Source organism: Heyndrickxia sp. NPDC080065 (assembly GCF_050281185.1).
Classification (GTDB): Bacteria; Bacillota; Bacilli; order Bacillales; family Bacillaceae_C; genus Heyndrickxia.
In genome coordinates this window covers 32,754-58,740 of record NZ_JBNNWS010000009.1, presented here as the reverse complement: position 1 = coordinate 58,740, position 25,987 = coordinate 32,754, and the positions used below count along the sequence as shown (strand labels likewise).

Here is a 25,987-nt window from a genome sequence, read left to right as displayed (position 1 = left end):
AAAGTTAGTCTCTAAGTTGCTCTTTTCTAATCATTAGGCTTTTTTAGCTAATTCTGTAATGTAATCGAAGAATGCATTGCGATTGACATCATAGACCACATTGACAGGTCGTCCATCAGCTGTTTCCTCTGTACGTCCTTGGCTCGGTCCATCTGTATGAACAATACTGTTCACTCTCTTCATTTTTACGAGATCACGATTCCCAACATACGCTGTCGTTAAAACATCCCATAAAAAGTATGTTGAATTTGTTGTAAAGTGGACAAGCGGCGGGCACATCGCATAACATTGACCAATAAAATCAACACCAAGGTACTTGCGTTCAGCTGCCCAACGATTACGTATATCTACAGTAAGAGGTACTTGATTCGTACTTTCAAGCGCCACTAAATCAATTTCTATGCTGCTGTTCCAGACACGACCGGCTGCTTCCGGATCCCAAAACACATTCCATTCCGCTGTGCCATCATGTTCCGGCTCTTCCACATTTCCTGTTTCACGAAAGGTACCGCCCATCCAAACAAGTCGTTCAATTTTCTCTTCAATAGATGGATCTTCATCTAATGCGCGGGCAAGATCTGTAAGTGGACCCGTGAATAATAATGTAGTTTTTTCAGTTGACTTGTGAATCGCATCAATCATATGAAGATGTGCCGGCTTTTCTGCTACTGGTGTGTCAATCTTTCCAGATTCATTTAAAATCGGCAGGGCATCCACAAAGAAAGCGTGCAAACGCCAATCTTTTGGAAAAGGATTTTTTCCGCGGGAATTGGACTCAGCTACATCTAAGCTGCCGTGTCCAAACCGATCAATGATTTTTCTGCTTGCAAACATAGCTGGTTCCAGATAGCAATCAGCTGGAATAACGGATACACCGGTTAGTTCAACATCTTCCATTTGTTGTAACAAAAATAGCGAAACAAGATCATCAACTCCGCCATCATGATTAAAGTAAATTTTCTTTTTCATTATTTTCTCGATCCCTTCATGGTGAATTTTAATAAATTGCTTAGGGATTCACCTAACTTTTTAATATTTGAACACTCGAATAACTTCACACTTTGTTCCACACTTAGAGCCATCAAAATTTGCCTGACGTGCCGCTTCGCATGGTAGCTTATAAACATCTTAAAATATAAAAAACGCTCCGATAGCTACCGGAGCGTTGACTAGGGCATGTGTAAATACTAAGGAAGAATTGATCCCTTCTTCCATTTAACACTAACCTCGTAGTCAAGCCCTTTACGGCGGCTTGGTAGAAACTTTTGGGCCATATCCCCAACTTTATACGACGTAATTCTATTTAATTCGCATTAATAATAACAATAATTTAGGGTTCCGTCAACTAAACCCGAACATTTTACAATAATTTCTATAGATTATTCGTGATTTAAAGCGTTTACAATGTTATTCTCTCTTTACTACATTCAAACTTTTGCAATGTGGAGACTGACTATATTCAGCACAATTTAAAATCGAAATTGTCAGGATCTGGTCCGTCGCGAAGACTTTGATCTAACCCATGATTCGAACCAAGGTGGACATTTATTGCATCCCATTGCCTCATTAAATGCTTAACAAACAATCTTTTATGAGTATTCTTATTCCTTCTGGCTCCTTAACAATCTGTCCCTATAATGAAAAACGAGCGTTATCCTTGTACCAGGATAGCGCCCTATAATGGAAAATTGTTAACATCTTTGTTTATGTAGCGATTTTCAATCTTTGAAAACTATGAAAATACTGCAATTTTACGTGCGATAGATTCTGTTAAACGAGTTGCTACTTTGGGAACAGCGAATTTAATAATTGGTGTTAACACCGCACCCGTTAATCCTCCTGCATGGACATCCACCCTACAAGTCATTGTTGTTTTGCCATTTAAATCTTCTACAGTAAAGTGACCGCTTCCTGTAAAATTATCTGATAAACCTTTTAGTTCAAACTTAATATTTGAAGGTTCATTCCATTCGGTAATATCTACCTGCGCTTGTATTGTTTTTTTAATACCTTTCACACTACCTTCAAATGTCCAAATAGATTGCCTGTCATTTATAATTTTATGTTCTTTATATGCTGGTACTATCGTTGCCCATTTTTCAAGATCACTAACATAATCCCAAACTGCTTGTACATCTACTGGAATTTCTACTGTATGTGTTCCCGTTGCCATTATGATTCCCACTTTCACTACGTATGATTTGTAAATTTATTTTTCTACAAAATATAATTATTACATAAAAGACATAAACTTACACCTTATACCCCTTCTTTTACACTAGCTTTTTTTCATAGCACATACATTCATGAACCCGTTTATACTTTTCCGTTATTATATCTTTTTGATCCCCTACATAATGGGCAAATGCTTGAACAGGGTATAGTTTTGGTATTTGGCTTTTTATAGCCCCGTCTAATTCCTGGCCACCGACTAAATAAACATGTAGATAAGATTCCACCTTTTGAAACTCATTTTTTTCATACCATTTATTTACCCAAGCATCATCCCTTGTCCATGCTTCAAGGCGATTTAATCCTTTTTGTTTTGATATTTTTTCTGCTTCATATAATAGTTGATTGCCAATCCCTTTTCTTTGAAAGTCAGGGTGTACTGCAATATGCCATATCATCCCGCCAAGTCCTGTACCTCTTGAACAGACTGTACCTTCCTTCACTTCATATTCAATATCCAATAACCCAACGATATGTCCTTCCTCAACTGCTACTAATTCAATTGCGGGGTTTTCATAGGTTTCTTTTTCTCGCAAAACATTGTCATAATAGGCGGTATCCAAAAAGGAGAGGACTCTACAGTGTACCCATCCTTTTTCATCATTTGGATTGTATTGTCTAATTTCCATTATGATCTCCTTTATTTATAAATTTTTTAGGGTGGTTATAAAATCGAAAGAATTTCTTAATCAAACGTTTGATTAAATCCCACAAACCGCGTTGCATCAACGTTCAGGCGTCAAAATAGGTAATTTCCCCTGTTCTCTTCTAAATCGTAATTAAAATAGTTTGCTAACTTACAAAGATAAGCAAGGCAATCCGCTAATTCTTTTCCTAGGTCTTCCCTTACTGCTTTTTTTCCGATTTCTAAGGCTTGTAATTCATCTACTCCATTTTTAATTTCCATTTCCGTTACTTTAAATATCTTCCTAAATTCTTCAGCTACTTCAGTGGTTAATAGCATGTGAATATAAAGAAGAAACATTTTATTGGCTTCGTATTCACCAACATTAAATTAATCAAACCCCATATCTTCCTAAAATTTTTGATACACCTCTTGAACTTTTTTCACGTTGACCCTCCCCTTTCGTCTCTTGATACAAATATTCTATCAAACTAAAAAGAAAATGCTGTAAAAAAAGGAAGTTATTTTTGGGACATATTCTTTCATTCATATCAATATGTATAGGGTAAGAAATAAAAAAAGAGGAGTTTCTATGCACGAAATTTTTAAAGTTTTTTTCATAAACCTAGTATGTGACATAGATAATATGCTTATCTTAGGAATTATTTTGCGTAAACATTCCCACTTAAAGATAACTCTTCCGGCAGCTATAGTTCTTACGCTTACGAGAACTACTTATATAATTTTGATTGATGGACTTTCAAACATCCCTTTATTTCAACTGCTGACAGGTATTATTTTACTTTTTATAGCTTATAAAGTTGTCACTAGATCAACGTGGGAGGATGACTTTTTTAGACCGTCTCGTTCTCCTTTTTTAAAGGTAAAAGTCTTGTTACTTCTTGCAGCTACGGACTTTTTGCTTTGTTTAGATGGGGTCATCGTCATTTCGAGGATTTCACAGCACGTGGTGCCGGTGGCAACAGGGATTTTTTGCAGTCTTTTGATTTCGCTTCTGTTTTTTACATTAATCATAAGACTTGCAAAAACTTTTTTTTGGATCAATTTTATAGCAGGAGGTTTTATTGCTCAAAATGCCATTATCGGGATCAGTAAAGATCCATGGCTGGCAGACTGGATCCATTTTATCGATCATTTGTTTCCAAGAGTGAATATTGTAAACATCATCGCTAACGGGGTTGTGATATTGATTATTATGATCGGGTTATTTGCGTATATTAAGGAACATCGGATAACGATATGGAAATAGCAGGCTACTACAGATACCAAAAAATAATAAAATGACTAATAAATTGGCGTTCAAACTGATAACCGTTTTGGAACGCTTTTTTTATGTAACGTTATTAGTATTGAATCGGTATAATTTTATAGGAGGGGGGATGGAATTGCGAAAACTAATAAGTTTGTTTTTTGTTTTTCTAATCGGGTGTACTTTTCTTATAAGTACAGCTTATGCAAAATGGGCTTACGCTTTTGTCGTTTATAATGGTGACATTTATGTTATTTCAGAAACTCAGATTGAACCCAATCAAATCGGTAAGAAAATAGGTAAGGTAACTAAGTATTCGGACCAAGAAGGTAGTTATAAAGGAAATTTTTCAAATATGTTTCCAAAAGGCACTGAATACTATGAAATCAAGGGAATGCAAACAAAAGAAGCAATTGCAGTGAAGAAAAGTGAGGAAAGATTTATAATGGCAAAATATGACGGTAAGTATGATTATATTGATGATGAATATGGTGATAACAAACATTATTGGAGTTTATTACTTTATTTTATTGGATTCATTTTGTTATTCGGTATTATCTATTTATTTAAGAAAAGCAGAAACCAATAATAAACTTAGAAGGGCTTCATTCGGAACTTTTAATGACCGCTCTTGCCATTTTGGACCCAGCACGGGAATCATTCGAGGATTTTGATGACCGTACGAGTCCTTCTTCTTCGCGGTTTATCTATATCAATCCTGCTTTTTGTTATACATGATGGAGCATCTTTAAATACAGAAATACCCCTCTCATCTCCGTTCGTAAGCATCTTAGGGACTTTTTTGGTGACCTACACATATCAAGAAGAATATAGAATAATAAATTTAAAATAAGCCCCGATGAAGAACGGGGCTTTAATCATTGGTTAGCTCATTTGATATTCATTGTATTTTTTAAAGTCTATAACTATTTATGTCTTTTTCCTTCTTTAACTAACCATTCGCCAGTATCCCAATCTGAGCTCTTCTGATCTATATAATATAAATCGAAGCGGATACCTAAATCGGACCAAGGGCTCCTAATAAATATAGAACGAAATATTTCTTCTAATCCCGGAATGGAGAAGGCAATTGGTTCTGGAAACATGCTCTCGCACTGATTTCTTGTTAAATTAGTATATAAAGCAAATTGTAAATATGGTACTTTTGTATATGAATCATATACCCATTCAAACTTCGGTGCTCTAAGTGAGGAAAAGTCAGTAATATCATCGTTAAATTCTTGATCTGTTGATGGAATAATAAATGGCCATTCTTCATCGGGATAATTATAGAGATTAGTCACTTTAGCAAGATATTGTTTTAACGAATACCATTCTTCTAAGGATAGAAGATGTTCTGGAATATTTAAGCCAAAGTGATCAACACCTGTTAAATTCCCTTTTAACTTGATGCGAAGCACCTCAATAGTTATTTTATTACTATTATGAAGTTCCCCATTGTTACTAATAGACCTACTTGTTAGTTTTTCTTTGTTTGTTCCAATAGAAAAATTCCCTATCGTTATATTTTTGTCAATCGTTGTATCAAGAAATAAAGTAGGGGATTCTACGGATTCTGTTACTACTGAAATCTCTGGCAATGCATTAGAAGGCATTGTATGAAAATAAGTCGTATTACCTTTTTGAATGGAAATATCCTCAAACAATTCTAAAAAATGTTTCACCCAAATCTTATCTTCAGGAAAAATTAATGATATATTTTTAAGTCTCAATTTTCCTTCTCCTTTCACTATAATGCTATTAGAATAGTGATAAAAAGCATGACTTACCTGTCTTTTTGTGCTCTTTCCGGACAGAAATAACTAATAAAAATGATACAAAAAGCCGAATCTCTTACACGAATGAGAATCCATTTTTCCGAAATAGAAACATGCATTGCTAAAAGAATTTAGTCTCGCACAACTAAAAATGACGTGTGCTCATGCACACGTCATCTCAAAAATTACACCATTACTTTACAAATATCATTTGTAAACTCAACAGGATCACTGATTGGCAGACCTTCAATCAATAGTGCTTGATTGTACAATAGATTAGTAAATAATTTTACTTTTTCTTTGTCTTGATCAAATGCCGTTTTTAATGATTGGAATACTTCGTGGTTTACATTGATTTCTAAAATTTTATCTGCTTTTACATTCTGGTTGTTTGGCATCGCATTGAGGACTTTTTCCATTTCAATGGATACTTCGCCTTCTGCTGTTAAGCATACTGGATGGGATTTTAAGCGTTTAGAAGCTTTGACGCCTTTTACTTTGTCCGATAAAACTTCTTTCATATAATCTAATAGATCTTTGTTTTCTTTTTCTTCGGATTCTGTTTTCGTCTCGTTGTCTTCCTCAATCCCTAAATCACCGCTTGATACTGATTTGAATTCTTTTTCTTTATAGTTCATTAGCATTTTGATGGCGAATTCATCCACATCATCAGTGAAGTATAGAATTTCATATCCTTTATCTGCAACTAATTCTGTTTGTGGCAGCTTCTCGATTCTTTCGTTCGTTTCACCAGTTGCATAATAAATATATTTTTGATCTTCAGGCATTCTTGATACATATTCATCTAAAGTGACTAATTTCTTTTCTTTTGATGAATAGAACATTAATAAATCCTGAAGTACTTCTTTATCTTGGCCAAAATCATTGTAAACGCCAAATTTTAACTGTCTGCCAAATGATTGATAGAAATCCTCATACTTCTCGCGGTTATCTTTTAAGAAGCTTTCCAGCTCTCTTTTGATTTTGCTCTTAATATTTTTCGCGATGAATTTTAACTGCTTGTCTTGTTGTAAAATTTCGCGTGAAATGTTTAAGCTAAGGTCTTCTGAATCAACCATACCTTTGACAAAGCTAAAATAATCAGGAAGCAAGTCCGCGCATTTTTCCATGATTAAGACACCATTAGAATAAAGCTCTAATCCTTTTTCAAATTCCTTTGAATAATAGTCAAAAGGAATGTTCTCAGGAATAAATAAAATCGCATTATATCTTACAGTTCCATCAACTTTAATATGGATATGTTTGATCGGTTTGTCGAAACCGTAACGTTTTTCTTGATAAAAATTCTCGTAATCTTCCGGAGTAAGTTCGCTTTTATTTTTTCTCCAAATCGGAACCATGCTATTAATTACTTGTTCCTCTTTGTAATCCTCGTATTCATCTTCACTGCCTTCTTTAAGGCGTCTTTCCGTTACTTCCATTTTGATTGGATAGCGGATGAAATCGGAGTATTTTTTGACGATCGCTTTTAATCGATATTCATCAAGATACTCATCATATTTTTCATCTTCGGTATTTTCTTTCAGCTTTAAAATAATTTCCGTTCCAACGGCATTTTTCTCACATGGCTCAATACTATAGCCGTCTGCACCTTGAGATTCCCATTTATACGCTTCATCACTGCCTAGAGCTTTACTAATAACTGTTAACACATCTGCTACCATAAAAGCGGAATAGAAACCTACACCGAATTGACCGATGATATCATGGCCATCTTTTATTTCATTTTCGCTCTTAAATGCTAAAGAACCACTCTTCGCAATTGTTCCGAGATGATTCTCAAGGTCTTCCTTCGTCATCCCGATCCCAGTATCAGAGATTTTCAATGTACGATTCTCTTTATCAGCTTCCACTTTTATGTAATAACTGTCTTTATCAAAACTTAATGAATCATCTGTCAGTGCTTTATAATAGATTTTGTCAATTGCATCACTCGAATTGGAAATCAACTCTCTTAAAAAGATCTCTTTTTGAGAATAAATCGAGTGAATCATCATGTCTAATAATCTTTTGGATTCTGCTTTAAATTCTTTCTTTGCCATAAGAATATCTCCTTTCAAATTCATATCTATCACTATTTTAGCACTCTAACACCAAGAGTGCTAATCATTAATTTTAATATCATAAAAAACAGCTCTGTGTCAATAAGAAAAGCGGAAGCGCCGCAGGTCTAGCGTACGGATTTTGTAGTCTTCGACTGAGATAAAGGAAACACGGCGAGGTAGTAAGGAGTCGATGTTGACTTATCGTAGGAGAAGACGAAGAAATCCGCTAGCCGATAGGCGCTGGAGCTAGACACAGCAAACAATTTTCATGTCTAGTATCCTTAGTAAATTTTATACTTTCTTACCTTTCAACAAAAAATCCGGGACCTTTATGATCCCGGATTTAAATTAACCTGTAATAACTCTTTCTTTCGGATAATGATAATTAGTTCTCTTCTTATTACTTCCTCCGATAATAAATAAGAAAGAAGTTAAACCAATTCGTCCAATGAACATTAATACCATGAGAACACATTTCCCGAACACGCTTAGTTCAGGAGTAATTCCCATCGACATGCCTACCGTACCGAACGCAGAACAAACTTCAAAAAAGATTTCGATTAGCTGATGCTGACTATCAGAAATGCTTAAAGCGACCACCGATACACAGCACATGACAATAGCTAACATTGTAATCGCCAGCGATTTCATAATATCATCTGGATGAAGTTCTCGATTAAAGACTTTGATATCACGGTTACCTCTTGCAAAGTGAAAAATAAATAACATATTTAAAGCAAATGTTGTTGTCCGGATTCCCCCGCCGACAGAGTTCGGGGATCCCCCAATAAACATGAAAATACTCATCAATAACAGTGTCGGCATAGAAAATTGCGTTATATCCATTGTCGTAAGACCGGCACTTCTTGTTGATGCTGTTTGAAATAACGCATAGAAAAAGCTTTCATGCCAAGAAAAATTCTTAAAGTAATGGTTGTATTCAAATAGCAAAACGAAGATAGTCCCAACTACAAGAAGAATGAAATAGGTAAAAGTCGTTAATTTTGTAAATAAGGAAAAACGGAATGGATGAGCAAGATCCATCTTTTTTCTAGATAAATAGGTCTTTACTTCAATTAATACAGGGAATCCTATTGCTCCAAGAATGATTAAAATAACAGATACAAATTGGACAAAATAATCATTGGCAAAAGGTACTAATGACTGACCTGTAATATCTAGCCCTGCATTTGTAGTTGAACTGACTGATGCAAATAGCCCTTGAAGAAAGGCCTCTTTCCAGCTAGGGAAATATTTTAAGAAGTGAAACCCGAAAATAAGGGCTCCAAAAAGCTCAATCAGGATAATAATCTTTATAATTTCTCTCACTAAATTAACGAGCCCTGATAGGGCAAACTGATTATTGTCAACCATTATTAGACGACGCTCTCGGAAGCCGATTTTTCTGCCCAAAAGCATCCAGAAAAAGGTACTCATGGCCATAATGCCAATACCCCCGAATTGCAATACAATCATAATAACGAAATAGCCAAATACACTATATTTTTCCGAAATACTAAATACTGATAGACCTGTGTCACTTACTACACTGACAGCTGTAAAAACTGTATCAATGAAAGACACTTTAACACCTGGTTTATGAACTGCCGGGATACAAAATAATAGAATTGATATTGTTACCGCCAGTAAATAATAACCTGTAATAACCTGTGCTGGCGACCTCTTTTCCAGCCACACTCGGAATTTACTCCTCATGGATTCATACCCCTTCAATTTTTTTCATATTCCCTATGATAAATAATATCAGATGTATTTGAAAGTACTATTTTTAAAATATGGGTCATGGACTTTTTTTCTACGGGAAGAATTGTCGTTATTTTCCCCAAAAAAGTCTCATCTAGAAGGAAAAAATACATTATTACTAGAATATATACGGTAAATTTATATGGAGGTTTCAAAATGATCGTTAGACCAATAACAATTTCCGATGCTAGAAGCTTTGCGCATTTATGTAAAGAAATCGATGAGTCCGGATTTATGCTTTATGAGCCAGGTGAACGAATCATTGATATTGAAAAAGAAGAACAAAAAATTAGCCGTTTTTTAGAGGATGAGAACTCTACTATTTTAGTAGCCGAAGAGAATGATCAACTAATCGGGTATATGATTGCAGTTGGCGGGTCTGTAAAAAGGAACAGGCACTCAGCTTATCTCGTATTAGGAGTTTCCGAGAAGTATCGAGGGCAAGGTGTTGCCTCCCGTTTGTTCGATAAAATGTTTGCTTGGGCAAAGGAAATGGGCTTTACAAGACTTGAGCTGACTGTTATCAAAGATAACGATAAAGCATTTAACTTGTATCGAAAAATGGGATTTGTCCTTGAAGGAGAAAAGGTTCATTCTCTTATCATTGATGGCAAGCCTGTAAATGAATATTATCTTTATAAGCTAATTTAAAAATGCTCCGGTATTTCACCGGAGCCATTTTCTATCATCAATAAGCTGCTTCAGTAACTGGCTCTTCCGCTTTCTCTACTAAATAATGATGGACAATCCCTAAAAATGCTTTTCCTGCATCTACCATGGCCCTTTCATCAATATCAAACTTTGGATGGTGATGTGGATAGGAGGCACCGATTTCCTCATTACGGGCTCCGGTATGGAAAAACATACCCGGTCTTTCCTTTAAGTAATAAGCAAAATCTTCACTTCCCATGATTGCCGGCATTTCGACAAGCATTTCTTCGTTTAAAGTGGATTTTATGACATCCACAAATACATTTGTTTCCTCTTCATGATTATAAACAGCAGGATAGCCCCTGCTATATTGAATTTCGCATTCTGCATGAAAGGCAGAACAGATGCCATTTACAAGATGTTTTAATTCCTGTTCGACTAAAACCCTTACTTCTTCATCAAATGATCGTACCGTTCCTGTTAGAACAGCTGAATCTGCTATGACATTCCCGGCATTCCCTGAATGGAACGATCCAATTGATACGACCGCTGCTTTTTGGGGGTCAACTCTTCTGCTAACAATGTGTTGCAGCTGATTAATAATCTGGGCACCTATGGCAATTGGGTCAATCGTTTCATGTGGAGCTGATCCATGTCCACCTTTCCCTTGAATCTTGATTTCAAAAGCATCTGCAGCAGCCATTGAGTAACCGCTCTTAAATGCATAGATTCCTAACGGTACAGTTGAAGCTAAATGATTACCAAATACAATATCTACTCCATCTAAGCACCCATCTTCAATCATTGCAATGGCTCCACCAGGTGATAATTCCTCAGCATGCTGATGGAGTAAAACAACATTGCCAGCTAATTCCTCTCGTCTTTCACTCAACACTTTTGCAACGGCGAGTAATGTGGCTGTATGTCCATCATGACCACATGCATGCATCACACCAGGAACCTTCGATTTGTATGGTACTTCCTTCTCATCTTGAATGGGCAGTGCGTCAAAATCTGCGCGAAGGGCGATCGTTTTCCCAGGTTTTGCTCCGCGAATCGTTCCAACAACCCCTCTTCCTCCCACATTTGTTCTCACTTCTATTCCATAGCTTTCTAGTATACTTGCAATCATTTTCGGAGTTTCAACCTCTTGGAACGATAATTCTGGATGTTGGTGCAAATATCTTCTCCATTCAACCATTTGATCATACATTTCTTCTATTTGAAAATACCAATCTTTTAACATATGTACCCCTCCGTTTTGATTATGTTTTAACCAGACTTTATTTATATAGTTGCTTGTTAGTATTAATGAAAGAGTATACTGACTGAATTTTCAGTTGTCAATTAAAATAAAGGTAATTCCGAATATTCCTATTACACTTTTTCCCTCACTCCAATACTTACCCCTTTAATCCATTTACAATTTCTTAATACCTGTTTCAAGAAACATTTACATTTGTTTAATGTTTGCTTTACTTTGTTTAATTATTATTTATCTTGTAAAACAAAATAAACAAAAAAGAAAACCTAGGAGGCTGTATTTGATGAAAAGAAAGTCATTATTAAAAATGGCGACAGCAGGATTATTATCAGTTTCTTTACTTGCAGCATGTTCAAGCAACGACGGAGAATCGAAAAAAACTGTTTCAAATAAAAATCTATCAATCGAGGAAATTACGAAAAATGCGAAAGCTGAAGGAGAAGTCAATTCCGTAGGGATGCCAGATTCATGGGCGAACTGGGTAGGAACATGGAACGATCTTAAAACAAAATATAGCATTAAACATTCAGATACAGACATGTCGAGTGCTGAAGAACTAGCAAAATTTGAATCTGAGAAAAACAATGCCACAGCAGATATTGGAGATGTTGGGATAGCCTTCGGACCATTAGCAAAAGAAAAAGGCTTAACCCTCCCTTATAAGACCTCCTACTGGGATGAAATTCCTGATTGGGCAAAAGATGATGAAGGAAATTGGATCGTAGGTTATACAGGTTCTATCGCTTTCATTACAGATAAACACAATGTAAAAAACCCTCCAAAATCATGGGCTGATCTTAAAAACGGAAATTATAAAGTAACAATTGGAGATGTATTGAAAGCGAATCAAGCTCAATTCGGAGTATTAGCTGCTTCTTTAGCGAACGGCGGGGATGAAAAGAATATTCAACCTGGAGTCGATTTCTATGCAAATCTAGCCAAACAAGGACGCCTTCGCACGACAGATCCAAGCTTATCTGCTCTTGAAAAAGGGGAAGTAGATGTAGCAATTGTTTGGGATTTTAATGCTCTTGGTTACCGTGACCAAATTGATAAAAATCGTTTTGATGTAGTTATTCCACAAGATGCATCAGTTACATCAGGCTATGCAACGATTATTAACAAAAATGCAAAGCACCCGAATGCTGCAATGCTTGCACGTGAGTATATTTTATCAGATGAAGGACAAGCAAACTTGGCTCGTGGATATGCAAGACCGATTCGCGAAAATGTAAACTTACCGGAAGATGCAAAAGCAAAACTTCTTCCAAGTGATATGTACAAAAATGCTCATCCAGTAAGTGATATGAAAGCATGGGAAGAAACAACACAAAAATTACTTCAATTATGGCAAGAGCAGGTGTTAATCAATGTCAAATAAACTAATTTTTATTATGATCGATGGCTTACGATACGATACAGCCGTTTCTCAGATGGGTTATTTACATCATCTAATCGAAAAAGGAAAAGCATCAAGATTTAAAGTAAAGTCAGAATTACCGAGCCTTTCACGCCCGCTTTATGAAGTGTTGCTAACAGGTACGCCTGCCTATATAAATGGCATAACGACCAATCAAACGGTTCGATTATCACACGAAGAAAGTCTATTCCATTTGACAAAGAAACACGGATTAAAGAATGCAACTGCTTCTTATTATTGGGTAAGCGAGCTGTATAACTCAGCACCTTTTAATCCTGTGACCGACCGAATTCAACTGGATCAATCCAAAGCCATTGAGCGAGGTATTTTTTACTGGGAAGACCATTATCCCGATACACATCTTTTTGCAGATGCCAATTTTCTACTAGATTCATATGAACCGGATTTCTTGTATGTCCATTCGATGAACATTGATGATGATGGTCATAAGTTTACTGCAGATTCAAAAGAATATCGAAATCGAGCGATTACAGTAGATAATATTTTGGCAACCGTTCTACCTAAGTGGATGGAAGCTGGCTATCAAATCATCGTAACAGCTGATCATGGTATGAATGACGATGGACAACATGGAGGTACGACAACCGCTGATAGAGATGTGCCATTGTTTATTATCAGTGATCGATTAGCTCCGGGAATATATGAAGAGGAGATTCCGCAACTACAGATAGCGCCTTTAGCATGTGAGCTGTTGGCTATTCAACCATCAGCAGCTATGCAACCATTAATGATTCCGAATTTGAAAGTGGCGTCTTCTCTTTAAGAAGACGCTTCCTCATTTGAAAGGAGTAAAAAAATTGAAACAGATAAACGGAATGCTTTTAGCAAGTATTATTCCTTTCTTTATTCTTATTTTTCTATTTTTATTTGTTCCACTATTTTTCATGATTTATGGAAGTTTTCAAACTGACGGCGGAACAGGATTTACTTTCAAACAGTATTTAACGGTATTTCAGAATACCTATTATCATCAAGCGTTTATCAATAGTATTTTAATCTCACTTATATCAAGTTTTATTGCGATTGTGTTTGCTGTATTTGCCACATATTCCTTAACGGTTTTTTCAAAGAAAGTCCAAGATCGTATTTTAGTGTTTGCTAATTTAACTTCTAATTTTGCAGGAATTCCATTAGCATTTGCCTTTATCGTTCTATTAGGAAACAGCGGCTTGTTTACGATATTATTCCGTCAATTCGGCTGGGATACACTGAGTTCCTTTAATTTATATTCATGGTCAGGACTGGTACTCATTTATATATATTTTCAATTACCACTAGCTGTTATGCTGCTATTCCCTGTGTACCAAGGCATTCAAAACCAATGGAAAGAAGCAGCTTCCTTGCTAGGTGCATCTTCTGCACAGTTTTGGTTACGCATTGGTTTGCCGGTCATTTTGCCGAGCATTGCCGGCACATTTAGTATTTTGTTTGCCAATGCGATGGGTGCTTATGCATCGGCATATGCGCTAACAGGAAGTACGTATAATCTGGTCACCATTCGAATTGGAGCATTAACGTCTGGAGATATTTTTGCAAAGCCTGAGCTAGGCAGTGCGGTTGCCGTCATATTAGGTTTAACACTAGTAGCGGCGATGCTGATTAATGAATGGTTAACTCGTAAAGTTCGGAGGGATTTATCGTGAAACGACCATTTTATCATTATCTGACGATCGGAATTGTCCTTTTGTACTTAGTTGTTCCACTGTTAGGGACGATTCTTTATTCATTTGCAACCAAATGGCATAAGACGATATTACCTGAAGGCTTAACCTTCCACTGGTATCATGAATTGTTTGGTGATCCTAAGTTTATTGAAGCATTAGGTCGCTCGCTTATTTTTTCCTTAAGCGCGACGGTCTTATCAGTTGTTATTATGGTTCCAGCTATATTCTCGATCGTTTTATATGCACCTAAACTTGAAAAACTCATTCAATCTTTCATTGTTATGACCTATGCCATGCCCGGTGTCATCATTGCGGTCGGGTTAATCAGAGCCTATTCCAACAGCGGTGTTTCCATGGTACTCGTAACGATTGGTGCTTACTTTGTCGGCATCCTTCCCTACATGTATCAAGGTACACGCAATAGCTTGAGAAATGTTCATGCAGTGTCATTAATGGAGGCAGCAGAAATATTAGGAGCAAGCCCATTAACTGCATTTAGAAAAGTTATTTTACCAAATATTTTACCAGGAATACTTGTTTCCTCTTTACTCTCGTTTTCGATATTATTTGGTGAATTCGTGCTCGTTAACTTGTTAGTTGGCAGCAGCTTTGAAACGATTCAAGTTTATTTATACAAGAAGTTAAATGTGAGCGGGCATCTCGCCAGTGCGATTGTCGTTTGTTATTTCTTCTTAATCTGCATTCTCTCTGCCATTATGATCAAAATGACTCAGACAAAAAAGGAGACGGTGTAACTTGAGTTATATAGCGATAGAAAATATTAGTAAGTCCTTTAATCATCAGACGGTATTGCACGATTTAAACCTTTCTTTCCAAGAGGGTGAATTTGTCACATTGTTAGGCCCAAGCGGCTGTGGAAAAAGTACCCTTCTTCGGATATTAGCAGGATTAGTCACTCCTGAAAAAGGAACGATCAAAATAGACGGAAAAGATGTAACAAATAAAAAAGCGAAGGATCGTCAAGTCGGAATGGTCTTTCAATCCTATGCACTCTTCCCCAACATGACAGTGGAAGAAAATATCGCTTTCGGATTAAAAATGAAAAAGATGAGTAAAGAAGTCATACAACAAAAAGTTTCGTACATCATTGAACTTGTTGGACTAACTGAAAAAGGAAAATCCTATCCGAAAGAATTATCTGGCGGACAGCAGCAGCGCGTGGCATTGGCACGTTCGCTCGTAACTGAACCAAAAGTACTCCTGCTTGATGAGCCATTAAGCGCACTAGATGCACAAATTCGAAAAAACTTACAAAAGCTGCTTCGTTCCATTCAACAAAAATTAAACATGACCATGGTCCTTGTTACACATGACCAAGAGGAAGCTATGGCAGTTAGTGATCGAATTTACATTATGAATGCTGGGCATATTGCACAAAATGGGACACCCCGTGAGATTTATAACCGACCAGCTAATGAATTTGTCGCACGATTTATTGGAAATTACAATGTCTTAACAAAAAAAGAACTATCATTATTGGTAGAAAATGACCAACCATTTACTCGTGGTTTGTACGCAGTTCGACCGGAGGCAATCAGCTCTGAGACGGTTAACGACGGCTACAAAATTTCAGGAAAGGTGCAAAGAATTACACCTCTTGGCAATATCACTCGTTTTGAAATTGAAACCCATGGTGTCACAGTTACCGCAGAACAGTTGAACAAGACGAATGAAGATATACGAGTTCATGAACAAAAAACACTCTATATCAATAAAGAGGATGTGATTCCACTAACATGAACTTATTGTCAACTGAACGTCAGCAAGCTATTTTAGAACAGCTGGATAACGAGGAAAAAATCTTTGTCGCTATTCTTGCAAAAAATTTAGGAGTTACCCCTGAAACAATAAGGCGAGATTTAGATATTCTTGAAAAAGAGAAAAAACTAAAGCGAGTTCATGGCGGTGCCGTCAAATATCATCAAACCAATAACGAACCTCACTTTGAGAAAAAAATGAATTTACGCTATGATGCCAAAGCTGCTATTGGCAAAAAAGCTGCGGAGTTTATACATGACGGAGATACCATCATGATTGATGTAGGTACGACGAGTATTCATTTGGCAAATTCGTTAGTTGGAGTGCAGCGAGTTACTATTGTTACAAATTCACTCGCTGCAGCAGAAGTATTAAATAATCGATTAGAAAATAAGGAATTTGAAGGAAAAGTCATCGTACTTGGCGGCATGACCAATCCAACACAAAAATCGATTGTTGGAGCTTTAACATGCAAAATGTTGAAAGATTTTCGCTTCGATAAAGTCTTTCTTTCATGTGGCGGGATAACACTCGATAATGTAAGCGACTATGACTTAGAAGAATCGACAGTTTCTTCTGCGATGATTAAACGAGCAAATCAAGTATTCCTTTTAGCGGATTCCTCCAAAATAGGCAACGAATCCTTTTATCGAATCTGCTCATTATCAGAGGCGGATTACATTATTTGTGATCAAGATATGCCAAATACATGGAAACAACAAAAATTAGAAACGATGTTACAGTGGATTACGGCAGAGGGAGACGAGCAAAATGAAGGTTGATTACCATTTACATTTAGAAGAAGGACCATATTCTTTACGTTGGCTTGATCGTACAAACATCGCTATGAATCACTTTGAGCCCATTCAAGAAAAGAAACATACGATCGAATGGCTGAATAAAAGCATGGAGCGTTTGATACTTCGAGTACAAAAAGGAGCATACGACCCTTCTTGGATCGATTTATACTTACAAGAGGCAAAAAGAAAAGGACTAAGTGAAGTCGGTATTGTCGACCATTTATATCGGTTTAAGGAAACCCGGTCATATTTTGAAAAATATCTTGATTTAAGTTCTAGCGATATCGGTATGAAACAACAAATTTGGCTGGACCAAGTAATGACTGAATCAATGGAAGATTTCGTAAAGGCAATCAACGAGGCCAAACCAAGATGGGCAGCTGAAGGAGTTACACTACGCCTCGGAATTGAGGCAGACTATTTTCCTGGCAGTGATGAAGAGTTAAAAGAGCTTCTCAGTCGTTATGAGTGGGATTATGTGATTGGATCTGTCCATTATATGTATGGATGGGGCTTTGACAATCCCGATACACAGGAAAAATTCCATCAGTATCAGTTGGAGGAACTATATCACGACTTCTTCCAAGTAGTTGAAAAAGCTATTCGCAGTAAGCTATTTGATTTTGTCGCACATTTAGATAACTTAAAAGTATTCAACTACCGTCCGGATGAAAGCCTCCTAATACCTCATTACGAAAAAATTGCAAAAGCCTTAGTTGAAACGAATACAGCTACAGAAATAAATGCAGGCTTATTTTATCGCTATCCAGTGAAGGAGATGTGCCCAAGCCCCCAATTTTTAGATATCTTAATAAAAGAAGGGGTTACATTTACAACATCTTCTGATTCTCACTTTCCAGATGACATCGGATCATATGTCGATGAGAACACAGAAACACTTCTTAAAAAAGGGGTTACGGAGATTGCTACATTTGAGAAGCAGTGTAGAGTTATGAAACCTTTAGGGTAAGGCGTTTTATGACTGTTTTCGTAAATAGTAACAGGTTTGGATACAGTTCAGTAAGTAACTTTGAGCGTTGTTTAAGTACAATGCTCTATTTTTTTATAAGTTGTCAGTTTTAAAGAAATAAATGTAATTTACTATCTGAAAAAGAAATGACAGAATCGCTGTTTCCTTTACTGCTTGGGCAACCAATTTCTAGAAGCAGGATCTTCTTATCTTTCCTATATCTATTGGTCTCCTTAATTATTATTTTCACTTTTCTTTATCGTTTATCGATAATATTGTCTTTTATCGTTTTCTTTTACTGATATTCTTATTTTCCAAAGCTCTTTAGCCAACTGAAATGCTTCTTTAGCCTCTCCTTTTTCAATCGCTATTTTCCTAGCTTTTAATAGAGCATTCGCAGCAGGTGATAGATCGGGACAATCCACTACCCATTTTTTAAAATCTTCTTTAAATGGTTCTTCGTCGCTCCAAGGATAATTATGTTGTAAAAATGCAGTTCTAACTGTGTTTTTATTAAGCTCTTGTTTATATCGAAATATTTCTTTCTCATCGTTTCCTAATAACGCCAACTGATTTCCGTCCATAAACACAAGTGAGATATCTTTCTTATATAAGATGGTTTCTTCATTTCTAAGTTTTAGTATAACTTTATTATCGTAAATAGATATTTCCAAGCTTTCATGAAAGGACAATAAAATCAAAGCAATTCCCGCAATTAAGCCAAGAAGCATTGTGATAAAACCTACCCATGCTCCATTATAGGATGCAATTAATTTTAAAGGTCCCTGGAAAGGTACCCACGGCAAAGAACTACCCCATTTTGCAATACTTGGAAGAAACCAACCAAGCACTAAACCGGCAAGCGGGAAACCAAGCCATAGGATAGCTTTATCAGTTTTTGAAAAGTTTAATAATGTATGATTATTACTCATTCAAGTTCACCCTTTTTTAAGATAATATACTTGTAATGGTTTGTCTCCATACCGCTACTACATCTATTTGAATTCCTACCATCGGATAATTTGATAAGTTATCAAGTATTAACGCTAATAAAGTTGCTTTTTCATGCAATCCTTTTGAATCAATAAGTCCAAATTCTCCCCCCTTTTGTAGTAATCTATTAAACCCGTCAATAAACCCTTGCTGTACGGATTTAATTTTCGATTTATACTCTTTGTTATGAGCAGACTCTCGGCTTCCATATAAAAGAAACTCATTTAATACTTGAACAACTAGTAGTTGAGCATCTGTAGATACTTCACTCAATAATTGCAATCCTTCATTAAAAATTTTCTCTTCAAAATTCTCCTTCGTATATTCATGAATATGAAAGTATGTTTCGAAACTATATCCCTCAAAAATCCAGTTGAATACAGCATCTACTAGCTTTTCTTTCGAGGGGTAATAATAATATATTGATGGCTTTTGTATGCCTACACTATTAGCTATCATAGAAAGTGATGTTTTTTCAATTCCATACTGTCCAATTAACCATGTAGCTGTTTCTAGAATTTTATGTTTTGTCTTTTCACTTTTATTCATCATTTCACCTTTTTCTACCTATCGTTAGGTAAATAATAACATCTAACTAAGCCAGCTGTCAAAACTATTCATTACTTCCTTTAGCCCAATCAATATGCTCCACTATTTGCATTTATATCTTTCACCTATGATTGATTATTTCAAACCTACAACTGTAAGTAGTGTGATGCTCTTTTTACCAATTTCTGATTCCAATAACAATAAAAACCGCCACTAAAGGCGGTTTCTCCTATTCTATTAAAGAAATACAGGTTTGCGTCGATGATTGGTAGCCTGCTCAAAAGCATATCCTAATTTGATTAATAGCCCCTCACTAAAAGCCCCTGCAGCTAATGTAATCCCAAATGGTCTGCCATTTTCCATATAACCTGCCGGCAATGCAATAGATGGATAACCTGCTTTTGCACTGATAGTCGATCCTACATAAGCAGGAAAAAGAATGGCATCAAGATCATACTTTTTCAATGCTTCATCAATTCCTTTATCCTGCGCATAATACAAATCCTCTATTTTAGCTAACAGATATTCAGGTTCTCTTAATGTATTTGATAAAGTACCCCTGTATTCGAGTTTATCCTGACCATATTTCAGCGTCTTCTCACGATGTGTTTTGTTAAATTCAATTAGCTCTCCAATCGAGTGAACAGGTAAAGTAGCTGGTAACTGTGAAAGATAATTTTCCAAGCTATGCTTCAATTCATAAGAGTTTACCGCCCAGCTCCATTTCCGATGAAAAGATGGTAAATCAATATCACTAATCATCTCGGCCCCGGCTTCCTGCATAGAATGGATTGCTTGCTGGAACAACTCTTCATCATACTCACCAGGCATGAAAGAATCATTCGGAGCCTGAGTGAAAACACCAATCCGTGCTCCCTTCAACCCATTCGGATCTAGAAAACTAGTATAATCCTGTTTAGCTATCCCCTCACTTTTATATGTTGCCGGATCTTCTTGATCAACTCCTGTTAGTGCACCTAATAGAATCGCTGCATCCGTTACGGTTCTAGCCATCGGTCCAGCTGTATCCTGTGAATGTGTAAAAGGAATGATTCCCGTACGGCTTATGAGTCCTACCGTAGGCTTTATTCCCACTGTAGAGTTTTGAACAGAAGGGCTTAAGATTGAACCATCTGTTTCCGTTCCTACTGCTAAAGCAGCAAAATTAGCCGCAACTGCCGCCGCAGATCCAGTGCTTGATCCCCCTACAAAAAACTCTCCTGGCCCATATGGATTTGACACCTGTCCCCCTCGAGAACTATAACCTGCCCACATCTCGCTGGACATCCCATTCGCCCATTCTGTCATATTCGCTTTACCTAAAATAACAGCGCCTGCTTCACGCAGCTTCGAAACAAGAAAGGCGTCCCTGTTACTATTGTAGTTTTCTAATGCTAATACTCCTGCACTTGTATGTTGTTTATCATTTGTTTCAATATTATCTTTTAGCAGAACCGGAATACCGTGAAGAATCCCCCGTGCTCCTTTTGTTTTCCGCTCATGGTCAAGCCCTTCCGCAATAAAAATAGCATCCGGATTAATCTCTAATACCGAATTGATTTTCGGTCCATCCTGATCATATTTGGCGATTCTATAAAGGAAATACATCACGAGTTCCTTTGAAGTAAGTTTCCCTTTTTCCATTGCATCTTGAATTTGTAATATCGTTTGTTCTTCTATCAAACTCTCTTTTAAAAATTCCATTCTGTTCTCCAATCAAATTCCTGATTTTTCACTATTATTAGTATATTTGAACTAACTTTGTCAATCTTTTTGTTGTCGGATGTATTCCAATAGTATTTTAAAAACATTGAAATACTATATAAAAATACCATTTATGTTTTTTATATTTTAATTCTTTAGTATAAAAGAACTATTAAACCATCATTCTATTTCTACAATTAATAAAAATTATAATTTTACAAAATTAATTTTTATTATATAATGAAAGGGTATTCATTATATTGAAAATACGAACAACTAGAAGGAGATGACAACTATGACAGCAGATGTGTACAAGCTAATTTCGATAGGTTTATATATGGCTATGATGCTTATTATTGGATTTTACGCCTATCGAAAGACAAGCAATTTAACCGATTATATGCTAGGGGGACGTTCTCTAGGCCCAGCAGTTACAGCATTAAGTGCGGGAGCTGCCGATATGAGCGGCTGGTTGTTAATGGGACTACCTGGAGGACTATATTTAAATGGTTTAGCTGACGCTTGGATTGCCATTGGATTAACGATTGGCGCCTATTTAAACTGGATTCTCATTGCACCTCGTTTACGATCTTATACACAGGTAGCTAATGATTCTATTACGATACCCTCTTATTTAGAAAATCGATTTAAAGATTCTACTAAGCTATTAAGAATAGTTTCATCACTCGTCATTTTAATATTCTTTACTTTTTATGTATCATCAGGGATGGTTTCTGGAGCTGTTTTTTTTAAGAGCTCCTTCGGCCTAAACTATACAACCGGATTATTGATTGTAGCTGGTGTTGTTGTAGCCTATACATTATTTGGTGGATTCTTAGCCGTTAGCTATACTGATTTTGTTCAAGGCTTAATTATGGTTATAGCTCTTCTCCTTGTGCCAGCTATTGCTATTTTCAAAACAGGTGGACCATCTGAAACCATTCATACCATTCGGTCCATCGATCCAGCACTTTTTGACCTTTTTAAAGGGTCAAGTGTCTTAGGAATTATTTCCGCATTAGCTTGGGGACTTGGATATGTAGGGCAGCCGCATATTATCGTCCGCTTTATGGCGATTAAAACGATCAAGGAAACTAGAAGTGCAAGAAGGATTGGTATGAGCTGGATGATTCTTTCCTTACTAGGAACTTCTTTTACTGCGTTGATTGGGATTGCTTATTTCCATAATATTGGAGCTCCTCTAGGTAAGGCTAATGCTGAAACAGTATTTATTCAGCTAGGACAAATTTTATTACATCCACTTGTAGCTGGATTTGTGTTAGCAGCTGTTCTTGCGGCAATTATGAGTACCGTTTCATCACAATTAATTGTTACTTCCAGTGCACTTACAGAGGACTTGTACAAATTGATGTTCCGCCGAAATGCATCGGACAAAGAACTTGTCTTCTTTGGTAGAATGGCTGTTTTAGTTGTTGCGATCGTTGCTTCCCTTCTAGCCTTAGATCAAAATTCATCAATATTAAAACTTGTGTCCTATGCTTGGGCTGGATTTGGTGCATCATTCGGTCCTGTTGTGTTCCTCAGTCTTTTCTGGAAGAAGATGAACAATTGGGGAGCCATTTTCGGAATGATCACTGGTGCTGCAACTGTTATCATATGGGCAAATCTCGGACTTAGTGACACCCTTTATGAGATGGTACCTGGATTTATTGTTAACTTACTCGTTAGTGTGGGGGTTAGCTTAGCTACTTACAAACGTAATGAAGAAATTGAGAAAGAATTTGAAGAAAGCAAGTTATTATTGAAGAGAGGATAAGGATAATGCCACCGAGTTCGGTGGTATTTTTTAGTACTTGTATAGTTGTGTGCTCCCTTTTTTTGTTTGCGTGCCCCTTCTTTGGGTGCGTACCCTCTCCGAAAGCAAGTACACACTTGCATTTATTTTTAAAAAACTACTAGGGGGTCAGTCCCCTAGCAAAAAGCTGAATACTATGTTTCAAAAAGTCATTTCGTGAGTTTGATATAACCTTTTCTCCAAAGCGTGATTTAGAAAGAAAATAACCAAAATTAATCCAAATAAAGTTCATCGCTTGAAATTCAATATCTGTATCAATCAGCTTGCCTCTTCTCTTCATTTCAGTAAAATAAGAAACTAGATTGGCTTTTAATTGCTTAGGAATTTGCAAAATGGCTTCATTTAATTCCGGAAATAATTGTGCCTCTTGAAATCCAAGCAAAACTATGTCTTCGATTTTTTCCATATCCTTATGGTAGCTATCTGCAATTTTCCATAAATCGTGTTCCAGATCCCAAATCATATCCTCACTTATGATTTTTTCTAAAAAAGGGCTATAAGATATCGATTGGATAGCAGCATCCATTATTCCTTTTTTATTTCCAAAGTGGCGGAAGATCGTAACTTCATTCACACCTGCTCGTTCGGCAATAGCACGAGTGGTCGCACCTTTATAGCCATAGTCTCTAAATAATTCTATAAATGCTTTAATAATTCGTTCTGATGTACTATTTTGTTCATTCATTTTCATCCAACTTTCAAATAATGCAAGTATCACTTACATCGACTAGCATAAATTAGAAATATGTCATTGTCAATTACTTTTATTTTCCATTTAATGATATAGGGCACGTAGACATCATTGATTTATGCCCACATGCCCCATCATCATTTTAAGACTATTTCTTAAATAACGGCAATTTTTCTAAAAAGATAATATCCTCACGCTCTGCTGCATCACCTTCTGCAAGAATGGCTGCTTTTGCAACCACTTCTCCTCCAGCTTGTTTGATTAATTCTTCTAAAGCTTGTATCGAATGCCCTGTGCTTATTACATCATCGATGATCGCAATTCTTTTTCCTTTAATTGCAGCAGCATCCTGAGAATCTAAGCATAGCAACTGTTTTTTCTGAGTGGTGATAGAAACTACTTCATTGACAATCGGTGATTCCATATAAGGTTTAATACTTTTTCGGGCAACGATATAATGATTCATTCCTAGCAGCTTTGAAATCTCGTAAACTAACGGAATCCCTTTCGCTTCCGCAGTAACTAAAAAATCTACAGGCGGCAGCTTTTCTGCTAGTTTTGGAGCTGTATGGCTGACCAATTCAGTGTCTCCCAGAATAACAAAGCTCGCAATGCTTAATTCCTCTGAAATTGATATAATAGGAAGTTCTCGTTCAATACCTGCAACCTTTAATTTGTATATTGTATCCATAACTGCTCCTCCATTTCTATAATCCAAATATACTAATTGCCGCTTTCATAATAATACCTGCCAACATGCCTAAAAACGGATCTGTAATCGCGGTGACAACCATAGTGGTTCCCCCAACTAAGCCTGATGACCCATCACCAGCAGTAAGGGCAGCAGTGGCATTTGGCGGTACTGTTACAATTGCTCCTAACACGAATAAAAATCCTGCTATCGATGCAGTAGGTATGAATCTACCAATCTTCGGAAGTAATCCGGAAAATAAAATAATTGCCATGAGTGCCATCATTAGTACACCAGACCAAACTGCATGTGGCGCACTCGAGGTTGCAGATATAATTGCTTCAACAGGTCCACCGCCAAAGAAAGTAGATACCATATCAGCTAAACTACTGATCATTGTTAATATGTCGACATTTACATGTGTATCTGCAATGTCTCCATTGATTTGACCGAATGCAATGTTCGCTCCGATATTTAAGCATACCATCGCAAGAGCACCGCGGATCACATAAGGATTAATAACAAATTTCTGTCTAATCAACTTCTCTGTTACCTCAATCTTCTGTTCCAATGGTTTATTTTTATTAAAAAAATAAGAGACAATGCTTGAAAGAACAACAGAAACTGTAATTGTATATACCAAGTCCTTTGTAATCATATAGGTAAAGAATCCGGTAATAAATGAGATAATTCCTACCAATCTATCATTTTTTGCCATATCCCAAGCAACACGAGCAAGCATGATTCCTACACCGGCCATCATTCCATTTGTGATGACAGGTCCAATCCAATCAATAATTTTCTCCAATAATCCAAACATACCAATGATAAACATGATAGCTGCTCCAAAAAAAATCATTGATAAACGCTCACGCATGTTTCTACCCATTGTTCCTGCAACAGTTATCGTCTCTGCCTGAAAGGAAATAACGGCAACTGATCCAGTTAATGCGTTTCCTGCCGCACCAGCTACAAAAGCAAGTGCTGTTGGAACAGAGGCAAAACCGAATGTTAACGCCAAAATACCTTGAGGCAGTCCATTTAGTACACCACTAAGAGCTGCCAATAAATCCTTTAATAAATCCATTTCTCTCTCCGTTTCTTGCACACCATATATCGCCAGTAAATTCTCATTGTTATGAGATGACAGTTAACAATCGTTATACTCTTTTATTCAGGCTGCAGTGCAAGATAATCCGTGAAAATTCCCTTTTATCTGTGATCTTATGCTAGATATCT

The 25,987-nt window shown here is 36.5% G+C and carries 25 protein-coding genes and 1 riboswitch; of the genes, 11 read left to right on the top strand and 14 right to left on the bottom strand.

The genetic code is table 11. The features are described 5' to 3' along the window. Positions 1 to 33: 33 nt before the first annotated feature. The 4 genes from ACQKP0_RS12315 to ACQKP0_RS12300 all read right to left on the bottom strand — a co-directional run bounded on the left by ACQKP0_RS12315 (position 34) and on the right by ACQKP0_RS12300 (position 3,196). Entirely contained in the window at positions 34 to 969 is a 936-nt protein-coding gene (locus ACQKP0_RS12315) for a nucleoside hydrolase (RefSeq protein WP_427406149.1), read from the bottom strand. Between the two features lie 241 nt (positions 970 to 1,210). Then, positions 1,211 to 1,312: riboswitch (purine riboswitch) on the bottom strand. A gap of 420 nt (positions 1,313 to 1,732) precedes the next feature. Next, positions 1,733 to 2,173: a CoxG family protein gene (locus tag ACQKP0_RS12310; RefSeq protein ID WP_427406148.1), complete on the bottom strand. Its 441-nt coding sequence runs from the start codon at positions 2,171 to 2,173 to the stop codon at positions 1,733 to 1,735. Positions 2,174 to 2,273: 100 nt separating this feature from the next. Next, positions 2,274 to 2,861: a GNAT family N-acetyltransferase gene (locus ACQKP0_RS12305; protein WP_427406147.1), complete on the bottom strand. Its 588-nt coding sequence runs from the start codon at positions 2,859 to 2,861 to the stop codon at positions 2,274 to 2,276. A 110-nt stretch (positions 2,862 to 2,971) separates the two neighbouring features. Further along, the gene (locus ACQKP0_RS12300) at positions 2,972 to 3,196 is read right to left on the bottom strand and encodes a hypothetical protein (protein ID WP_427406146.1); all 225 of its coding nucleotides are present in this window, start codon (positions 3,194 to 3,196) and stop codon (positions 2,972 to 2,974) included. Positions 3,197 to 3,413: 217 nt separating this feature from the next. On the opposite strand from ACQKP0_RS12300, the gene ACQKP0_RS12295 reads away from it, so the two are divergent. Beyond that, complete coding sequence (locus ACQKP0_RS12295; protein ID WP_427406145.1) at positions 3,414 to 4,127, top strand: TerC family protein; 714 nt, start codon at positions 3,414 to 3,416, stop codon at positions 4,125 to 4,127. A 136-nt stretch (positions 4,128 to 4,263) separates the two neighbouring features. After that, entirely contained in the window at positions 4,264 to 4,716 is a 453-nt protein-coding gene (locus tag ACQKP0_RS12290; protein ID WP_427406144.1) for a hypothetical protein, read from the top strand. 337 nt (positions 4,717 to 5,053) lie between these two features. On the opposite strand, the gene ACQKP0_RS12285 is transcribed toward ACQKP0_RS12290, so the two are convergent. The 3 genes from ACQKP0_RS12285 to ACQKP0_RS12275 form a co-directional block, all read right to left on the bottom strand. Next, positions 5,054 to 5,860: a hypothetical protein gene (locus ACQKP0_RS12285; protein WP_427406143.1), complete on the bottom strand. Its 807-nt coding sequence runs from the start codon at positions 5,858 to 5,860 to the stop codon at positions 5,054 to 5,056. A gap of 230 nt (positions 5,861 to 6,090) precedes the next feature. After that, a complete protein-coding gene (gene htpG, locus ACQKP0_RS12280; protein ID WP_427406142.1) occupies positions 6,091 to 7,968 on the bottom strand; it encodes a molecular chaperone HtpG in 1,878 nt (625 codons plus the stop codon). A 351-nt stretch (positions 7,969 to 8,319) separates the two neighbouring features. Beyond that, positions 8,320 to 9,687 (bottom strand): TrkH family potassium uptake protein, encoded by a 1,368-nt coding sequence (locus ACQKP0_RS12275; protein ID WP_427406141.1) that lies wholly within the window; start codon positions 9,685 to 9,687, stop codon positions 8,320 to 8,322. A 204-nt stretch (positions 9,688 to 9,891) separates the two neighbouring features. Here ACQKP0_RS12275 and ACQKP0_RS12270 point away from each other — a divergent pair, with 204 nt between their 5' ends. Next, positions 9,892 to 10,386, top strand: coding sequence for an N-acetyltransferase family protein (locus ACQKP0_RS12270; RefSeq protein WP_427406140.1), 495 nt, complete (start codon positions 9,892 to 9,894; stop codon positions 10,384 to 10,386). Between the two features lie 37 nt (positions 10,387 to 10,423). Here ACQKP0_RS12270 and ACQKP0_RS12265 read toward each other — a convergent pair whose 3' ends face one another. Continuing rightward, complete coding sequence (locus tag ACQKP0_RS12265) at positions 10,424 to 11,632, bottom strand: M20 family metallopeptidase (protein WP_427406139.1); 1,209 nt, start codon at positions 11,630 to 11,632, stop codon at positions 10,424 to 10,426. Between the two features lie 301 nt (positions 11,633 to 11,933). On the opposite strand from ACQKP0_RS12265, the gene ACQKP0_RS12260 reads away from it, so the two are divergent. The 7 genes from ACQKP0_RS12260 to ACQKP0_RS12230 are packed head-to-tail and all read left to right on the top strand — an operon-like array spanning position 11,934 to position 18,304. Beyond that, positions 11,934 to 13,031, top strand: coding sequence for an extracellular solute-binding protein (locus tag ACQKP0_RS12260; protein WP_427406138.1), 1,098 nt, complete (start codon positions 11,934 to 11,936; stop codon positions 13,029 to 13,031). Further along, positions 13,021 to 13,854, top strand: coding sequence for an alkaline phosphatase family protein (locus tag ACQKP0_RS12255; protein ID WP_427406137.1), 834 nt, complete (start codon positions 13,021 to 13,023; stop codon positions 13,852 to 13,854). Before ACQKP0_RS12260 ends, ACQKP0_RS12255 begins: the two co-directional genes overlap by 11 nt. Positions 13,855 to 13,888: 34 nt before the next feature. Then, positions 13,889 to 14,734 carry an ABC transporter permease gene (locus ACQKP0_RS12250; protein ID WP_427406136.1) on the top strand — a complete coding sequence of 282 codons (846 nt, stop codon included), beginning with the start codon at positions 13,889 to 13,891 and terminating at the stop codon, positions 14,732 to 14,734. Next, a complete protein-coding gene (locus tag ACQKP0_RS12245) occupies positions 14,731 to 15,510 on the top strand; it encodes an ABC transporter permease (RefSeq protein ID WP_427406135.1) in 780 nt (259 codons plus the stop codon). The genes ACQKP0_RS12250 and ACQKP0_RS12245 overlap by 4 nt, the downstream gene beginning before the upstream one ends. Position 15,511: 1 nt before the next feature. Further along, positions 15,512 to 16,516 (top strand): ABC transporter ATP-binding protein, encoded by a 1,005-nt coding sequence (locus ACQKP0_RS12240; RefSeq protein ID WP_427406134.1) that lies wholly within the window; start codon positions 15,512 to 15,514, stop codon positions 16,514 to 16,516. Next, positions 16,513 to 17,316, top strand: a complete 804-nt coding sequence (locus tag ACQKP0_RS12235) for a DeoR/GlpR family DNA-binding transcription regulator (protein WP_427406133.1) — start codon at positions 16,513 to 16,515, stop codon at positions 17,314 to 17,316. Before ACQKP0_RS12240 ends, ACQKP0_RS12235 begins: the two co-directional genes overlap by 4 nt. Further along, positions 17,306 to 18,304 carry a histidinol phosphate phosphatase domain-containing protein gene (locus ACQKP0_RS12230; RefSeq protein ID WP_427406132.1) on the top strand — a complete coding sequence of 333 codons (999 nt, stop codon included), beginning with the start codon at positions 17,306 to 17,308 and terminating at the stop codon, positions 18,302 to 18,304. The genes ACQKP0_RS12235 and ACQKP0_RS12230 overlap by 11 nt, the downstream gene beginning before the upstream one ends. Before the next feature lie 263 nt (positions 18,305 to 18,567). Here ACQKP0_RS12230 and ACQKP0_RS12225 read toward each other — a convergent pair whose 3' ends face one another. The 3 genes from ACQKP0_RS12225 to ACQKP0_RS12215 all read right to left on the bottom strand — a co-directional run bounded on the left by ACQKP0_RS12225 (position 18,568) and on the right by ACQKP0_RS12215 (position 21,550). Next, positions 18,568 to 19,236 (bottom strand): YqeB family protein, encoded by a 669-nt coding sequence (locus tag ACQKP0_RS12225; RefSeq protein ID WP_427406131.1) that lies wholly within the window; start codon positions 19,234 to 19,236, stop codon positions 18,568 to 18,570. Positions 19,237 to 19,252: 16 nt separating this feature from the next. Beyond that, on the bottom strand, positions 19,253 to 19,846 hold the full coding sequence (locus ACQKP0_RS12220) for a TetR/AcrR family transcriptional regulator (RefSeq protein ID WP_427406130.1): 594 nt from the start codon (positions 19,844 to 19,846) through the stop codon (positions 19,253 to 19,255). 237 nt (positions 19,847 to 20,083) lie between these two features. After that, on the bottom strand, positions 20,084 to 21,550 hold the full coding sequence (locus ACQKP0_RS12215; RefSeq protein WP_427406129.1) for an amidase family protein: 1,467 nt from the start codon (positions 21,548 to 21,550) through the stop codon (positions 20,084 to 20,086). Positions 21,551 to 21,845: 295 nt separating this feature from the next. Between ACQKP0_RS12215 and putP the strand changes: the two genes are divergently transcribed. Beyond that, the gene (gene putP, locus ACQKP0_RS12210) at positions 21,846 to 23,327 is read left to right on the top strand and encodes a sodium/proline symporter PutP (protein WP_427406128.1); all 1,482 of its coding nucleotides are present in this window, start codon (positions 21,846 to 21,848) and stop codon (positions 23,325 to 23,327) included. A gap of 139 nt (positions 23,328 to 23,466) precedes the next feature. Here the strand turns inward: putP and ACQKP0_RS12205 are convergent, their stop codons facing one another. The 3 genes from ACQKP0_RS12205 to ACQKP0_RS12195 form a co-directional block, all read right to left on the bottom strand. After that, entirely contained in the window at positions 23,467 to 24,051 is a 585-nt protein-coding gene (locus tag ACQKP0_RS12205; RefSeq protein ID WP_427406300.1) for a TetR/AcrR family transcriptional regulator, read from the bottom strand. Between the two features lie 154 nt (positions 24,052 to 24,205). Next, on the bottom strand, positions 24,206 to 24,748 hold the full coding sequence (locus tag ACQKP0_RS12200) for a phosphoribosyltransferase family protein (RefSeq protein WP_427406127.1): 543 nt from the start codon (positions 24,746 to 24,748) through the stop codon (positions 24,206 to 24,208). 16 nt (positions 24,749 to 24,764) lie between these two features. After that, positions 24,765 to 25,835 (bottom strand): NCS2 family permease, encoded by a 1,071-nt coding sequence (locus tag ACQKP0_RS12195; RefSeq protein WP_427406126.1) that lies wholly within the window; start codon positions 25,833 to 25,835, stop codon positions 24,765 to 24,767. Positions 25,836 to 25,987 lie beyond the last annotated feature (152 nt).

Excerpts from the sequence above, each read along its gene's own strand:
- ACQKP0_RS12315 (WP_427406149.1), bottom strand. The coding sequence starts at position 969 with ATGAAAAAGAAAATTTACTTTAATCATGATGGCGGAGTTGATGATCTT.
- ACQKP0_RS12310 (WP_427406148.1), bottom strand. The coding sequence starts at position 2,173 with ATGGCAACGGGAACACATACAGTAGAAATTCCAGTAGATGTACAAGCA.
- ACQKP0_RS12305 (WP_427406147.1), bottom strand. The coding sequence starts at position 2,861 with ATGGAAATTAGACAATACAATCCAAATGATGAAAAAGGATGGGTACAC.
- ACQKP0_RS12300 (WP_427406146.1), bottom strand. The coding sequence starts at position 3,196 with ATGCTATTAACCACTGAAGTAGCTGAAGAATTTAGGAAGATATTTAAA.
- ACQKP0_RS12295 (WP_427406145.1), top strand. The coding sequence starts at position 3,414 with ATGTATAGGGTAAGAAATAAAAAAAGAGGAGTTTCTATGCACGAAATT.
- htpG (WP_427406142.1), bottom strand. The coding sequence starts at position 7,968 with ATGGCAAAGAAAGAATTTAAAGCAGAATCCAAAAGATTATTAGACATG.
- ACQKP0_RS12275 (WP_427406141.1), bottom strand. The coding sequence starts at position 9,687 with ATGAGGAGTAAATTCCGAGTGTGGCTGGAAAAGAGGTCGCCAGCACAG.
- ACQKP0_RS12270 (WP_427406140.1), top strand. The coding sequence starts at position 9,892 with ATGATCGTTAGACCAATAACAATTTCCGATGCTAGAAGCTTTGCGCAT.
- ACQKP0_RS12265 (WP_427406139.1), bottom strand. The coding sequence starts at position 11,632 with ATGTTAAAAGATTGGTATTTTCAAATAGAAGAAATGTATGATCAAATG.
- ACQKP0_RS12260 (WP_427406138.1), top strand. The coding sequence starts at position 11,934 with ATGAAAAGAAAGTCATTATTAAAAATGGCGACAGCAGGATTATTATCA.
- ACQKP0_RS12255 (WP_427406137.1), top strand. The coding sequence starts at position 13,021 with ATGTCAAATAAACTAATTTTTATTATGATCGATGGCTTACGATACGAT.
- ACQKP0_RS12235 (WP_427406133.1), top strand. The coding sequence starts at position 16,513 with ATGAACTTATTGTCAACTGAACGTCAGCAAGCTATTTTAGAACAGCTG.
- ACQKP0_RS12230 (WP_427406132.1), top strand. The coding sequence starts at position 17,306 with ATGAAGGTTGATTACCATTTACATTTAGAAGAAGGACCATATTCTTTA.
- ACQKP0_RS12225 (WP_427406131.1), bottom strand. The coding sequence starts at position 19,236 with ATGAGTAATAATCATACATTATTAAACTTTTCAAAAACTGATAAAGCT.
- ACQKP0_RS12220 (WP_427406130.1), bottom strand. The coding sequence starts at position 19,846 with ATGAATAAAAGTGAAAAGACAAAACATAAAATTCTAGAAACAGCTACA.
- ACQKP0_RS12215 (WP_427406129.1), bottom strand. The coding sequence starts at position 21,550 with ATGGAATTTTTAAAAGAGAGTTTGATAGAAGAACAAACGATATTACAA.
- putP (WP_427406128.1), top strand. The coding sequence starts at position 21,846 with ATGACAGCAGATGTGTACAAGCTAATTTCGATAGGTTTATATATGGCT.
- ACQKP0_RS12205 (WP_427406300.1), bottom strand. The coding sequence starts at position 24,051 with ATGAATGAACAAAATAGTACATCAGAACGAATTATTAAAGCATTTATA.
- ACQKP0_RS12200 (WP_427406127.1), bottom strand. The coding sequence starts at position 24,748 with ATGGATACAATATACAAATTAAAGGTTGCAGGTATTGAACGAGAACTT.
- ACQKP0_RS12195 (WP_427406126.1), bottom strand. The coding sequence starts at position 25,835 with ATGGATTTATTAAAGGATTTATTGGCAGCTCTTAGTGGTGTACTAAAT.